Origin of the sequence: Brevundimonas mediterranea, assembly GCF_011064825.1 — a bacterium.
GTDB lineage: Bacteria > Pseudomonadota > Alphaproteobacteria > Caulobacterales > Caulobacteraceae > Brevundimonas > Brevundimonas mediterranea_A.
The window spans coordinates 337,981-351,884 of sequence record NZ_CP048751.1; the positions used below are offsets into that span (position 1 = coordinate 337,981).

The window sequence follows — 13,904 nt, forward strand, 5'->3', positions numbered from 1 at the left end:
TGGCGGAAACGCCGTAGAGGCGAGGCGTGAACCGTTCCGGCGCCGATCATTGGTCGACATCGAAGTCGCTCGCCTTCCTGGCGGCGGTGTTCGCCCTCATGCTCGGCGCCCTGCTGCCCTTCGGGGCCCTGGCGGCGGTGCAACACGGACAGCCTCTGGTCATCTGTTCCGCAGAAGGGCCCCAGACCATCCAGTCCGGCGGGATGGACGGCCCGGTCAACAAGCATCTGGGTGCCAAGTGCGCCGCCTGCGTCGTGCCTCTCGCGGCCGCCCTGCCCGCTCCGCCAGCGCCCGAACCTGCGCCGGTCATCCGCACGTTCGAGACGGTCGTCTATTCGCCCGCCCGCGTCAGCCCGCCGCCCCCGGCGCGCGCGCCGCCGCGTCCGCCGTCCACCGCACCGCCCCACGCCTGAACCAGACCCAAAGCCCGCGCCGGCCCTTCGCCCGCGCGCCCTTCTCGTTCTGACTTCAGGATCACCATGTCTCTCAAGACCACTGCGGCGCCCTGCGCCCTGCTGCTCGCCGCCCTGGCCGGCCCAGCCTTCGCTCAGCAGCCCGCCACGCCGCCTTCAGAGCCGACCGTGCTGGACAGCGTCATTGTCACCGCCCGCCGCAACGCCGACGACCCCGCCGTTGTCGCCGAGGCGCGGGCACGCCTGTCGCGCACGCCCGGCGCGGTCGCCGTCGTCTCGGCCGAATCCTACGCTGATCGCTACGCGCCCAATCTGGCCGACGTTCTGCGCGACGCCCCCGGCGTCTATGCCCAGAAGAAGTGGGGCGGCGACATCCGTCTGTCGATCCGCGGCTCGGGCATAGGCAACTCCAGCCACAATCGCGGCACCCTGCTGGCCCAGGACGGCGTGCCGTTCAACGAGGCCGACGGCTTCGGCGACTTCCAGCTGATCGACCCGCTGATCGCCCGCTATACCGAGGTCTACAAGGGCGGCAACGCCCTGCGCTTCGGCGGCGCCCTGCTGGGCGGGGCGATCAATCTGGTGACGCCGACTGGCCGCACGGCGGCGTCGAACCTGAACCTGCGTCTGGACGGCGGCTCTTATGGCACGGTGCGCGCCCATGCCGAGGTCGCGGGCGTGCGCGGCGACTGGGACGGCTTCGCCGCCGTCACCGGCCAGAGCGTGGACGGCTGGCGTCAGCAGAGCGAGGGCAAGTCCCTGCACCTGTCCGCCAACATCGGCCGTAGCTTCGGTCAGGACCGCGAGGTGCGCCTGCTCGTCTCGGGCGGCGACATCCACCAGGAAATCCCCGGCAGCGTCAGCCTGAACGACGCCCTGACCCAGCCGGAGAAGGCCAACCTGGGCAATCTCAGCCTGAATTATCAGCGCAATATGCAGTCGATCCGCACGACGGTGCAGACGCACTGGCGGCTGGACCAATCCACCGTGTTCGAGGGCGCCGTCTATGGAACCTGGAAGGATCTGGACCACCCCATCTTCCAGGTCATCGACCAGGAAAGCCGCAACTACGGCGCCTTCGGCCGGTTCGACTGGCAGGGTCAGGTCGCCGGCCTGCGCGCCGACGCCTTCTACGGCGCCTGGTACCGCCAGGGCGATCTGGACGCCAAACAGTGGGCCAATCTGGCCGGCCAGCAGAACGGTCTGCGCGCCCGCAGCTTCCAGAACGGCAAGGGGCTGGACGTCTTCGGCGAGGGGCGGCTGTTCGTCACCGACCGCCTCGCCCTGGTCGCCGGGGGAACCTGGGGCCGCGCAGAACGCGACTATCAAAGCTATGTGGTCCCCGGCGTCGCCGGCACGATCGACCTGAGCGTCGATAAGACGTTTGACTGGTTCGCGCCCCGCGCCGGCCTGTTGTGGGAAAGCGAGGAAGGCGATCAGGTGTTCGCCAATGTCACCCGCTCGGTAGAACCGCCCAACTTCTCGGCCCTGTCGCCGACGGCCGACGGCTATCAGCCCCTGGTTCCGCAGGAGGCCGTCACCTGGGAAATCGGCACGCGCGGTCGCCGCGGCCCCGTGACCTGGGACGTCACCGCCTATCGCGCCGAACTGGACCACGAACTGCTGAACTTCCTGCCTAATGTGACGGGGCTTCCCGCCACATTCAACGCCGGACCGACCGTTCACCAGGGGATCGAAGCGGGGCTGGATTGGCGGATCGCGCCGCAGTGGCGCCTGCGCCAGACCTACGCCTTCTCGGACTTCTACTTCGACGGAGACAAGGTCTACGGCGACAATGACCTGCCGGTCGTGCCGCCGCACCTTTACCGGGCCGAGCTGCGGTATGATCACCCGGCCGGCTGGTTCGTGGCGCCCAGCGTGGAATGGTCGATGGCCGATTCCTGGGTCGATTACGCCAATACGCTGAAGTCGCCCGCCTATACGGTGGCGAACCTGAACATGGGCTGGACCGTGCGGGACGGACTGACCGTCTTCGCCGACGTGCGCAACCTGTTCGACGAGGCCTATGTCTCGAACTTCAGCGCCGTGACCGATGCAAGGCTCGCTGGCGTATCGACCGCCGTCTTCTTCCCGGGCGAGGGCCGCTCGGCCTATGTCGGCGTGAGGATGAGCTACTGATGGCCGGGAAGGCCGCAACCCAGTCGCCGGACGATCTGTCCGGCGCCTACCGCGCCGTCTGGCGCTGGCATTTCTACGCCGGCGTCTTCGTCATGCCCGTGCTGATGCTGCTGGCCCTGACCGGCGGCCTGTATCTGTTCAAGGACGAGATCGACGGCGCCCTCTATCGCGACATGATCCGCGTGCCGGCGGTGCAGTCCCAGGCGGCCCCGGAAACCTGGCTGGCGTCGGCGTCTCAGGCCGCCGGCGGCGGCCGGGTCGCCAATCTGGTCATGCCCGCCCGGGCGGACCAGGCCGTCCGCCTGCGGGTGGATCGGCCCGACGGGGTGCAGAAGACGGTCTTCGTCGATCCGCACACAGGCCGCGCCACCGGCGTGATTCCCGTCGGCGGTTTCATGGAGCTGGTCAAGAAGACCCACAGCCTGACCCTGCTGGGTCGGCCGTTCAACATCCTGGTGGAGATCGTGGCGGGCTGGACCATCATCCTGTTCGCCACGGGCCTCTATCTGTGGTGGCCGCGCGGGCGGGCAGTCGCCACCGTCTCGCTCCGAACGACCGATGCCAGACGCCGTCCCTTCTGGCGCGACCTGCACGCCCTGACCGGCGTCTATGTCGGGGGGGGCGTTCTGTTCCTGGCGGTCACCGGCATGCCCTGGTCGGCCTTCTGGGGCGATACGGTCATGGACGTTGTCAAATCCAGCGGCCTGGGCCGCCCCCCGGCCCCCGTCGCCGGGGCCTGGCAAAGGGCCGAACACCATGACCAGCCGCTCGGCGCCGGATGGACCCTGGAGGGCATGGTCATGGCCCACGATCATGCGGGCCACGGCGCCCTGAGCCGGGTGCTGAAGACAGCCGACGACGCGGGTCTCGCCCGCCCCTACGCCGTCTCCATTCCCACCGCCTCGGGCACGGCCTATACGATCACCACCCAGGCCCGCCGGGTCCAGGACAGCCGTTCCCTGTATATCGACGCCGCCTCGGGCCGCCTGTTGGCCGACCTCGGCTACGACCGGTTCGGCGCGGGGGCCAAGGCCATCGAATGGGGCGTCTACACCCACCAGGGGACCCAGTTCGGACAGGTGAACCGGATCGTCATGCTGCTGGGCTGTATCGGGGTCTGGCTGCTGGCGATCAGCGGCCTGGTCATGTGGTGGAAACGCCGCCCGCCGAACCTGTCGCGGCTTCGCCTGGGCGGCCCGCCCGCCCCGCCGGGACCGCGCGTCCGCGCCGCCGTGCTGGGCATCGTCCTGCCCCTCGCCCTCCTCTATCCCCTGACGGGCCTGAGCCTGGTCTTCGCCGTATTGCTCGATCGAGCCGTGCGGCCGATGATCCGGCGCCGTCCCGCCGTTTCCTGAAAGAACGACGCCATGAAGACCTATCTATCCCTCGCCGCCGTCGCCCTCGCACTGGCGGCCTGCAACCCGCCGCAAGAGGCCAAGACGGCGCCGGAGTCGCCCACAGCCACGGCGGCCGTGACCGCCGCCAACGCCTGGTGCCGGCCTTCGCCGAACGGGGCCAAGGCCGGCGGCTGCTACGTCACCCTGACCGCGACCACCGACGACCGACTGACCGGCGGCTCCAGCCCGCGCGCCGGCGAGCTTCAGGTCCACGAGATGAAGACCGAGAACGGCATGATGAAGATGGCGCAGTTGACCGAAGGCCTGCCGCTACCGGCCGGTCAGGCGGTCGGTCTGGCGCCCGGCGGCAATCACCTGATGCTGATCGGCCTGACCGCGCCCCTGGTCGCCGGCGAGACCGTGCCCATCACCCTGAAGTTCGCCTCGGCGCCCGAGGTGACGGTTCAGGCGGCGGTGCGCCAGCCGGCCATGGCGGGCATGGATCACGGCGCGCACTGACGCCTTTTGAAGCGCGAGCCTGACAAACCGGTTTGAACCGGCTAAAGGCTCGCGCCTCACGAGGAATACCATGGCCCTTAAAGTCGCGATCGTCGGCCTGCCCAATGTCGGCAAGTCCACCCTGTTCAACGCCCTGACCAAGACGGCGGCGGCCCAGGCGGCCAATTATCCGTTCTGCACCATCGAGCCGAACACCGGCGACGTGGCCGTGCCAGAGCCGCGCCTGAACGCCCTGGCCGAGGTCGCCGGGTCCAAGGAGATCATTCCCGCCCGCATCACCTTCGTCGATGTCGCCGGCCTGGTGCGCGGCGCGTCCAAGGGCGAGGGCCTGGGCAATCAGTTCCTGGCCAATATCCGCGACTGCGACGCCGTGGCCTTCGTCGCCCGTTGCTTCGTCGATGACGACATCACCCACGTCGAGAACCGCATCGATCCGATCGCCGATCTGGAGATCATCGAGACCGAGCTGATGCTGGCCGACATGGAAAGCCTGGAGCGCCGCCGGCCCCAGCTGGAGAAGCGCGCCAAGGGCGGCGACAAGGAGTCCGGCCTGACGCTGAAACTGGTCGATCTGGCCCTGGCCCAGCTGAACGCCGGCAAGCCCGCCCGCACAGCCGACGTGTCCAAGGAGGACGCCAAGGCCTGGCACATGCTGCAACTGCTGACCGCCCTGCCCGCCCTCTATGTCTCGAATGTCGAGGAAGGTTCGGCCGACAAGGGCAATGAGCTGTCGGACAAGGTCGCCGCCCGCGCCGCCACGGACAACGCCAATTCGGTCGTCATCTCGGCCCAGATCGAATCCGAGATCGCCGTGCTGGACGACGAGGAGCAGAAGGAGTTCCTCGAGACCCTGGGTCTGGAAGAACCCGGCCTGAACCGCCTAATCCGCGAGGCCTACAAGCTGCTGGGACTTCAGACCTATTTCACGGTCGGCCCCAAGGAAGCCCGCGCCTGGACGATCAACGTCGGCGACACCGCGCCCCAGGCGGCCGGCGTCATCCACACCGACTTCGAGAAGGGCTTCATCCGCGCCGAAACCATCGCCTTCGACGACTTCGTCGCCCTGCGCGGCGAAGCCAAGGCGCGCGAAGCCGGCAAGCTGCGTGCGGAAGGCAAGACCTATGTCGTCAAGGACGGCGACGTGATGAACTTCCTGTTCAACTAGGTTTCGAAGCGGGGGCCTCCGGCTCCTTCTTCATCATGCTTTCCAACGGATTGGCGGGATCCGGCGCGCGCGGCGAGCCGGGGCAGCGCGCCAGTTTCACCGTTTTCATGTCCCTGTCGACGTAGGTCAGGTTCATCACGTCGCCGGTGGCGGCCATATGAACCCGCTCGCGCTTGGCCTGCCCCTGAGCGGCGCAGGCCAGGGTGGCCACATAGCCCGCTCCGGTCTCTTCAATCCGAGCGATGTCACAGGCGACGCCAGGGGCTTCGAACCGCATCGGCGTCAGGGTGATGGGCGCCCGCTCGCCCTGCGGATGGGCGCACCAGACGGGGTTGGCGGCCCAGATTCCCACAAAGCTGCGCGGGCCGCGGCCGGCCAGAGAGGACGGGCCCGGCGCCTCCACCTGTTGCATCGCCTCAGGCGTCCTGAGCGGACGCGCCGGCTCGTCCGGAGGATTGACCCCGTTGTCTCCACAGGCGGTCAGCAGGGCGATGGCCGCAACCATCGGGAAGAACGCATATTTCATCCGCCTACAACACCACGGCCAAGGCTGGGGTTCAAACCCGCGTCCTCATTGCGGTTGATTCTGATAATCGTTCGCAGTAACACCTCCGCCTGTCATCAAGCGGGGCCATTATGCGCAACCTACTCCTCCTCTCCACCGCCGCAGCCGCCTTCGGTTCGGTCTTGATCGCCCAGCCCGCGTGCGCCGAAGCGGCCGACGCGCCGGCGACCGAGGTCGATCCGGTCATCGTGATCGGCACGCGGTCGGAGCGTCTGGCGTCACGCACGCCCGCCACGGTCAGCGTCATCAGCGCCGACCAGATCGAGACCATGCTGGCCACCGACATCAAGGATCTGATTCGGTTCGAACCGGGCGTCAGCGTGCCGACCTCCCCCGCCCGCTTCAACCTGGCGCTGTCAGGCGGCGGTCGCGACAGCAATTCGGGCTTCACCATTCGCGGCATGGGCGGCGACCGCGTGCTGATCATCAACGACGGGGTGCGCCTGCCCAGCGGCTTCAGCTTCGGCGCCCAGGCGGTCGGTCGCGGCGACTATAACGACCTGGACATGGTCAAGTCGGTGGAGATCCTGCGCGGCCCCGCATCGGCCCTGTATGGTTCGGACGGCGTCGCCGGCGCGGTCGCCTTCACCACCAAGGACCCGTCCGATTTCCTGAAGAGTAGCCAGGATTTAGGCGCACGGGTGCGGGCGGCCTATAGTTCGGCGGACGAAGGCTGGACCGAGAGCCTTGCCGTCGCCGGCCGCACGGAGTCGGTTTCGGGCCTGCTGGCCTACACCCGCCGCGATCACCAGGAGACTGAGAACCAGGGCGAGGTCGGCGGCGTCGGCTCGGCCCGAACCCAACCCAATCCGCAGGACTTCACCTCCAACGCCATCCTGGCCAAGCTGGTCTGGGACGTGGCGCCCGGCCATTCGCTGCGCCTGACCTATGACCACCTCGACTCCGAAATGGACGGCGACGCCCTGACCGCCCGGTCGGCGACGGTTCTGGCCGTCACCGCCCATGACGAAACCCAGCGCGACAGTCTCAAGGGCGAGTGGCGCTTCCAGGACTTCGCCGGCTTCGAGAGCGGTTCGGTCAGCGCCTACTGGCAGGATGCGACTACCCGCCAGTATACCTATGAAGATCGAAGCCCCGCTGTGGACCGGGTCCGCGACACCACCTTCGACAACACCGTCTACGGCCTAGCCGCCCAAGGCGCGCGCGTCTTCGGCGCGGGCGAGGCGGTGGAACACCGTGTCACCGTCGGCGGCGACTGGTCGATGACCACGCAGGAAGGCGTCCGCGACGGCGTCACCCCGCCGGTTGGCGAAATCTTCCCGACCCGCGCCTTCCCCAAGACCGACTACCAGTTGGCGGGTCTGTTCGTTCAGGACGAGATCGAGATGCTCGGCGGCGCGCTCAGCATCATCCCCGCCGTACGCTACGACTGGTACGACCTGTCGCCGGAAGTCGACGCCCTGTTCCCGGCGTCCGCCACGAGCCAGTCGGAAGACCATATCTCGCCCAAGCTGGGCGTCGTGTGGTGGGCCGACCGTCGCTTCGGCCTGTTCGCCAACTACGCCGAGGGCTTCCGCGCCCCGTCGCCGATGCAGGTGAACAACTATTTCGAAAATCCCGTCTACGGCTACACCTCGATCCCCAACCCGGACCTCAAGCCCGAAACCAGAGACAGTATCGAAGGCGGCCTGCGGTTCCGCGACATCGCGGCCTTCGGGGGCGAGCTGCGGCTCCAGACCACGGCCTTCAGCACCCATTATGACAACTTCATCGAACAGGTGGTGGCGTCGGGCACGGGCGTGCCGGGCGTCGATCCGCTGATCTATCAGTACGTCAACCTGACCAATGTCGACATCTGGGGGCTGGAAGCCAGGGGCGACGTCGCCTGGAGCAATGGCCTCAGCCTGATCGTCTCCGCCGCCTTTGCGGACGGCGAGCAGGAAACGGACGGTGACAAGACCCAGCTCAGCAGCGTCGATCCGATCAAACTGGTCGGCGGCCTGAACTATGCCGCGCCTTCGGGCGTCTGGGGCGGTTCGGCCGTCGTGACCTGGTCGGACAGGAAGGACGCCGCCACCTATGAACTGTCGTGCGGATCGGCCTGCTACACCGGCGACAGCTTCACCCTTCTCGACGTGACCGCCTATTGGAACGTCACCGAGCGCGCCACACTGCGGGCCGGCGCCTTCAACCTTCTCGACGAGAAATACGGCTGGTGGAGCGACGTGCGCGGCCTGTCCGCCGCCTCGTCCATCAAGGACGCCTACACCCAGCCGGGCCGCAACTTCGGTCTGTCCCTGACCCTGCGTCTGTAAGCGACCATGCACATCCCCCACATCAAGAGCCCCCGTCCCATGCGCGCCATCCTGATCGCCGCCGCCCTGCTGACCGCCGCTGCACCCGCCGCCCAGGCGCTGGAAACCGGAGCCGTCGCTCCGGCTGCGGCTTCCACCCCCGCCAGCGCCTTCGAACGGGATCGCCAGTCGATCCTGGCCCAGGCCGGCCAGTATCGCGTCCATTTCGACATGCGCGAGAACGTCAGCTTCCAGGCCGACTACGACCCGCTGGAGGAGCAGCTGTCGGGCGGCAGCGAGATCGTCCGCGTCGTCTATGACCAGGGCGACCGGATCAGTCTGCAACACATCCTGGTCATGGAGCATGAGGGCCAGGTCATCGTCATCAAGCACTGGCGTCAGGACTGGGTCTATCAGCCCCAGACGGTGCTGACCTACGCCGGGCCGAACCAGTGGGTGCTGACGCCCGTCCCGGCCGATCAGCGCCAGGGCGCCTGGTCCCAGACCGTGTGGCAGACAGACGACTCGCCCCGTTACGGCGGCGTCGGTCGCTGGACCTATGACAACGGCCTGTCGGCTTGGACGTCCAACCCGACCTGGCGGCCGCTGGCGCGGCGCGATGCGGTGCGGAACCCCGTCTATGACCGCTATCTGGGGACCAACCGCCACATCCTGACGCCGAACGGCTGGGTCCATATCCAGGACAATGTGAAAATGTCGGGCAAGGCGGGCGGCGAGCCGGTCGCTGTCGTTCAGGAAGACGTGATCAACACCTACGATCGTTCGACCGGCTATTCGCCCCAGGCCGGCGACGATTACTGGGCGAAGACCCAGGGATTCTGGGCCGCCGTGCGCCAGGCCTGGGATGACGCCGTCGTCGCCGGAAACGGCGTCCATCTTCAGCAGGAGGCCCAGACCGGCTCCGTCACCGGCGCGCCGCTGATGGACCTGGCCCAGTCCCTGGCCGACGGCGAAACCACAGAGGCGGACGCGATCGCCCAGGCGCGGGTCCTGATCGCCGAGGCGACATCCGCGCGCTGACCGCTAAGGCCAGCGACGGATGAGACGGCGGCCCGGGCTCCCCTCCGGGCCGCCGTTTTCGTGTCTAGCGCCGCTGATCGGCGCTGGCGTCGCGGATGGCGTTGAATTCGGCGCTCGGTTTCCAGGCTGGCCAGGTCTCGCTGTCGGCCACCGTCAGCCCCAGCCGATACAGCAGATCCAGGTTCTGGACGGCGGCGGTGAAGTCGTAGTCGGCCCGCCATTCGTCGGTCAGCTTGTGATAATAGCGCGCCATCTGGGCCTCGTAGTACGGCGCGCCCGCCTCCAGCCCGCCCTCTACGAAGTCACGACCGCTCCACGGCATCAGGGCCGGCACCCCGCCCGCGGCGAAGTTGAAATGGTCGGAGCGGTAGTAGAAGCCTTCCTGCGGATAGCCGTCGCCGGTCACCGTGCGGCCCTGCACGGCGGCGAACCGGCCCAGGATGTCTTCCAGCTCCGACTTGCCGACGCCGAACACCGCCACGTCCCGCGTCGCGGGGGTGAAGGGCAGCATGTCGATATTGATGTCCGCCGCCGTCTTCGCCAGCGGATAGACCGGATCGGCGGCATAGGCTTCCGAGCCCAGCAGTCCCTGTTCCTCGGCCGTGACGTGCAGGAAGACCACCGTCCGTTCCAGCGCCGGTCCGGCCTTGAAGGCGCGCGCCATCTCGATCAGGCCCGCCGTGCCCGAGGCGTTGTCCCAGGCGCCGTTGAAGATGTCATCGCCCTCGGCGTTCGGTTCCCTGGCCTTGCCGACGTGGTCCCAATGGGCGGAATAGACGACATATTCATCGGGCCGCGTCGTTCCGGGGATCTTGGCCAGCAGATTGTTCGAGTGAATGACCTCGGTCGTTTCGGCGATGTCGACGTCCAGTCGCACGCCCAGATCCACCACCCCGCCCAGGCCGCCGGTCTTGGCGCGCGCCAGGGCCTCCGTCAGAACGTCTCCACCGATGGCGGTCCCCGTCGCCGGACTGATGGATCCGGTGAATCGCGCATCCTTTGCGCCCTTGACCGTCATCTGCGGCCGGGTCGCGCCGCCGACGGCCCGACGCCAGCGGCCGTCGTTATCCTGAAGACTGATCACCCCGACCGCGCCGCGCTTCAGCGCCTCCTGGGTCTTGTGCGTGCCCGAGCCGTAGAAGTTCGGATCGACGCCCAGGGCGTCGGGCTGGGCGCGCAGGATCACCACCACCTTGCCCGTCAGATCGGCGTCGCCATAGTCGTCCCATCCCCGCTCCGGAGCCACGATTCCGTAGCCGGCGAAGACCAGCGGCGCACCGTCGATCTTGACCATCGGATCGGCCGGCCCCGCGCGCAAGGTGATGTCCGTTCCCGAAACCAGGGCGTGGCGGACGCCGTCGGCGCCGGTCCAGGCGGCCGTCGGCGCACGCTCCGGCGTGAACCGCACCAGATCGACCGGTTGCAGCCAGGATCCGTCCCGTCCGCCCGGCTCCAGCCCCATGGCCTCATACTGGCGCTGGAGATAGGCCAGAGTCAGTTGCTCGCCGATCAGGCCGGGGAAGCGGCCCTCCAACTCGTCGGAGGCCAGGTACTTGATGTGGTCGGACAGACGCTGGGCGCTGAACTGCGGCGTCGCCGCCGAGGCCGTGGCGAAGGCGTCCAGCCGGGCGGGCGGCGGGCTGACGGACGCGCCTGCGCAGGCGGTCAGGACCAGCGCCGCCAGGGCGATGAAGGGGGAACGACGAAGGATCATGCGGGCGGCTCGAACAGACGAATAGGTAGGGGGCCAGGATCGCGTCCCGGCCCCCGGTTTTCACGGATATCAGGGACGCTCGGACGCCGTCGTGGCCCGCACGGGGCCGAACTCGGACCCCGTCTTCCATTCCGGCCAGTCCCGGCCGTTCGCCAGGGCGCGACCGACATCATAGAAGACCGTCAGATCCTCGATCATGCCGCTGTAGTCCCAGTCCGGCGACCATTCGTCCGCCGCCTGGTGATAGCGTTTGGCGCCATATTCGGCGCGCGCGGCCTGGCGTTCGGCGATCGGTTCATCGCGGAAGTCGCCCCGGCTGCCGGCGTAGGCCATGGGCACGCCGCGCTTGGCCAGGGGGAAGTGGTCCGAGCGATAATAGGTGCCGGCCGCGTTCTCGTAGTCCGGGACCAGACTACGGCCCTGTGACTGGATCGCGACGGCCAACCGCTCATCGAAATCGGACTGGCCGTATCCGGTGACGCCCAGCCCCGTGACGCGGCCATAGACGTTCATCGAATCCATGTTGAACCCGCCCACCGTCCTGGGCAGCGGATAGACCGGGTTCACGGCGTAATATTCCGAACCCAGCAGACCGCTTTCCTCGCCGGTGAAGCTGATCATAACGACAGAGCGTTCGGTGCGAGGGGCGCGTCCGTACATCCGCGCCAGTTCCAGCAGGCCGGCGGTGCCCGAGGCGTTGTCGACGGCGCCGTTGAAGATCCGGTCGCCCGTCGCGTCCGGCTCGCCCATGCCGATATGGTCCCAGTGGGCGGTGTACAGCACCGTCTCGTCCGGATGGGTCGTGCCCGGCAGGCGGGCGATGACATTGTGGCTGGTGACCTGGTTGGTCGCCACGTCGAACTCGGTCGAGAAGGACGCGCCGGTCAGGGCCACGGGCTGGAAGTCGCGGCTGCGCGCCTGGACCTTCAGCGCATCGAAATCCAGCCCCGCGCGGCGGAACAGGTCCACCGCAACATCGCGCTGGATCCAGCCCTCCATCGGCACCCGCTCGGCCGCCGCATTGGGCCTCAGGATGTCGAACTGCGGCACGCCCCAGGAGTTGGCGACCGTCGCCCAGCCGTAAGAGGCCGGCGCCGTCTCGTGCACGATCAGCACGCCCGCCGCCCCGTGCTTGGCGGCCTCCTCGTACTTGTAGGTCCAGCGGCCGTAATAGGTCATGGCCTTGCCGCCGAAGGTGTTCAGCGCCGGTTCTTCGAAGTCGGCGTCATTGACCAGGACGACCAGGATCTTGCCGCGCAAGTCCTGGCCCTTGAAGTCGTTCCACTGGCGCTCAGGCGCATTGATGCCGTAGCCGACGAAGACCAGGGGCGCGTCCTTCAGGCTGACATGCTCGGCCGGACGGCGGGTGGAAATGGCCACCTCGCGGCCCTGGGTCATCGGCAGGCTCCAGTCCCCCAGCTTCAGCGAGGCATGGACGTTGGACTGGACGAAACGGTTCAGGATGACGTCCTGGGTCCACTGGCCGTTGGGACCGCCCGGCTCGAAACCGGCGGCCGCATATTGAGCGCTCAGGTACTGGACGACCTTCTCTTCAGCCGGGGTGGCGATGCCGCGTCCCTCATAGGCGTCGCTCGACAGGACGCGGATATCCTCCGAAATCCGCGCGGCGTCGAAGGACGGCGCGGCCTGATCCGCTCCGACGGTGGCGCAGGCGGACAGGGTGACGCCGGCCATCAGCACGGCGGCGAAAGAAGAGACGATACGCATGAACACGAGGCCCCACAGCCGGAAATGAAGTCGCCGACCCTAGGGGGCGAAATCCATCATGTCGATTCCGTGTCACGCGCCATTTGTCGCAAACAAAAGCCCGCCGAAGCGGACTTCGGCGGGCTGATGATCAGGTCATGCGAACCTGCGCCTAGTGGGCGACGCCCTTCCAGACGCGGCGATAGCTGGCGTAGGTGAGGCCGGCGAAGATCAGCAGGAAAATGATCACACCGAAGCCGGCCTGTTTGCGTTCGACCATCTTCGGTTCGGACGTCCAGGCGATGAAGGCGGCCACATCCTTGGCGTACTGGTCCACCGTCTGGGGCGACCCGTCGTCATAGGTCACCTGGCCGTTCCGAAGCGGCGGCGGCATGGCGATGAAGCCCCCCTCCGGCACATGGTGCTTGTCCCCCGTCCAGAAGGGCGTCAGGTCGCCGGCCATATAGGGGTTGTAATGCTGCCCCTCTCGGATGGTCAGGCCCGCCGGCGCCGCGCGATAGCCCGACAGCAGAGAGTAGATATAGTTGGCGCCGTCGTGGCGGGCCTTGGCCATCACCGACAGATCAGGCGGCGCCGCTCCGCCGTTGCCTGCGGCGGCGGCCGTCGCGTTCGGGTAAGGGCTGCGGAACTTGTCGGCCGGGGTGGCGTCGCGCTGGATCGGTTCACCGGTCTCGCTGTCGATGTCCGGGACCTGGACCTCCTTGGCCAGGGCCTTGACCACCGGATTGTCGTTCGGGTTCGGATATTTCGGATTCCAGAACGGCCCGTGGCGATCACCTAGATTGCGATAGTGCATCAGGTTCATGCTGTGGCAGGCGGCGCAAACCTCCTGATAGACCTTGTAGCCGCGCTGAAGCTGGCCCTGGTCATAGACGCCGAACGGTCCTTCGAAGCTGAACCCGCCCGAGCGCGGATGAGCGGCCCCGCCAGCAGCCAGGGCCGGGGCCGCGGCCAGCAGGCCGAAAGCTACAGCCGCCGAGGCGATGAGCCTGGACATCGAGGCGTTGGTTTTCACGGTCATCATGGCC

The 13,904-nt window shown here is 67.8% G+C and carries 11 protein-coding genes; 7 read left to right on the top strand and 4 right to left on the bottom strand.

Going from position 1 to position 13,904, the window contains the following annotated elements; all coding sequences use genetic code 11:
• Positions 1-26: 26 nt before the first annotated feature.
• The 5 genes from GYM46_RS01670 to ychF all read left to right on the top strand — a co-directional run bounded on the left by GYM46_RS01670 (position 27) and on the right by ychF (position 5,573).
• Entirely contained in the window at positions 27-413 is a 387-nt protein-coding gene (locus GYM46_RS01670) for a DUF2946 family protein (RefSeq protein WP_008261585.1), read from the top strand.
• A gap of 66 nt (positions 414-479) precedes the next feature.
• Positions 480-2,552 (top strand): TonB-dependent receptor family protein, encoded by a 2,073-nt coding sequence (locus GYM46_RS01675; protein WP_008260363.1) that lies wholly within the window; start codon positions 480-482, stop codon positions 2,550-2,552.
• On the top strand, positions 2,552-3,907 hold the full coding sequence (locus GYM46_RS01680) for a PepSY-associated TM helix domain-containing protein (RefSeq protein ID WP_008260824.1): 1,356 nt from the start codon (positions 2,552-2,554) through the stop codon (positions 3,905-3,907). The genes GYM46_RS01675 and GYM46_RS01680 overlap by 1 nt, the downstream gene beginning before the upstream one ends.
• A 12-nt stretch (positions 3,908-3,919) precedes the next feature.
• Positions 3,920-4,408 carry a copper chaperone PCu(A)C gene (locus GYM46_RS01685; protein ID WP_008260644.1) on the top strand — a complete coding sequence of 163 codons (489 nt, stop codon included), beginning with the start codon at positions 3,920-3,922 and terminating at the stop codon, positions 4,406-4,408.
• Between the two features lie 70 nt (positions 4,409-4,478).
• Complete coding sequence (gene ychF, locus GYM46_RS01690) at positions 4,479-5,573, top strand: redox-regulated ATPase YchF (RefSeq protein ID WP_008258920.1); 1,095 nt, start codon at positions 4,479-4,481, stop codon at positions 5,571-5,573.
• Here ychF and GYM46_RS01695 read toward each other — a convergent pair.
• Positions 5,566-6,099: a hypothetical protein gene (locus tag GYM46_RS01695; RefSeq protein WP_040349386.1), complete on the bottom strand. Its 534-nt coding sequence runs from the start codon at positions 6,097-6,099 to the stop codon at positions 5,566-5,568. The two genes, ychF and GYM46_RS01695, sit on opposite strands and share 8 nt — an antisense overlap.
• A gap of 110 nt (positions 6,100-6,209) precedes the next feature.
• Between GYM46_RS01695 and GYM46_RS01700 the strand changes: the two genes are divergently transcribed.
• Together GYM46_RS01700 and GYM46_RS01705 are read left to right on the top strand one after the other, a co-directional pair.
• Positions 6,210-8,414, top strand: coding sequence for a TonB-dependent hemoglobin/transferrin/lactoferrin family receptor (locus GYM46_RS01700; RefSeq protein ID WP_164952581.1), 2,205 nt, complete (start codon positions 6,210-6,212; stop codon positions 8,412-8,414).
• A 6-nt stretch (positions 8,415-8,420) separates the two neighbouring features.
• Positions 8,421-9,434: a DUF6607 family protein gene (locus GYM46_RS01705; protein ID WP_008260918.1), complete on the top strand. Its 1,014-nt coding sequence runs from the start codon at positions 8,421-8,423 to the stop codon at positions 9,432-9,434.
• A gap of 64 nt (positions 9,435-9,498) precedes the next feature.
• On the opposite strand, the gene GYM46_RS01710 is transcribed toward GYM46_RS01705, so the two are convergent.
• From GYM46_RS01710 to GYM46_RS01720, 3 genes are all read right to left on the bottom strand, one after another.
• Positions 9,499-11,148, bottom strand: a complete 1,650-nt coding sequence (locus GYM46_RS01710; protein WP_008259303.1) for a M28 family peptidase — start codon at positions 11,146-11,148, stop codon at positions 9,499-9,501.
• Between the two features lie 69 nt (positions 11,149-11,217).
• Positions 11,218-12,876 (bottom strand): M28 family metallopeptidase, encoded by a 1,659-nt coding sequence (locus tag GYM46_RS01715; protein ID WP_040349383.1) that lies wholly within the window; start codon positions 12,874-12,876, stop codon positions 11,218-11,220.
• A 151-nt stretch (positions 12,877-13,027) separates the two neighbouring features.
• The gene (locus GYM46_RS01720; protein ID WP_008261999.1) at positions 13,028-13,900 is read right to left on the bottom strand and encodes a cytochrome c1; all 873 of its coding nucleotides are present in this window, start codon (positions 13,898-13,900) and stop codon (positions 13,028-13,030) included.
• Between the last annotated feature and the right edge of the window lie 4 nt (positions 13,901-13,904).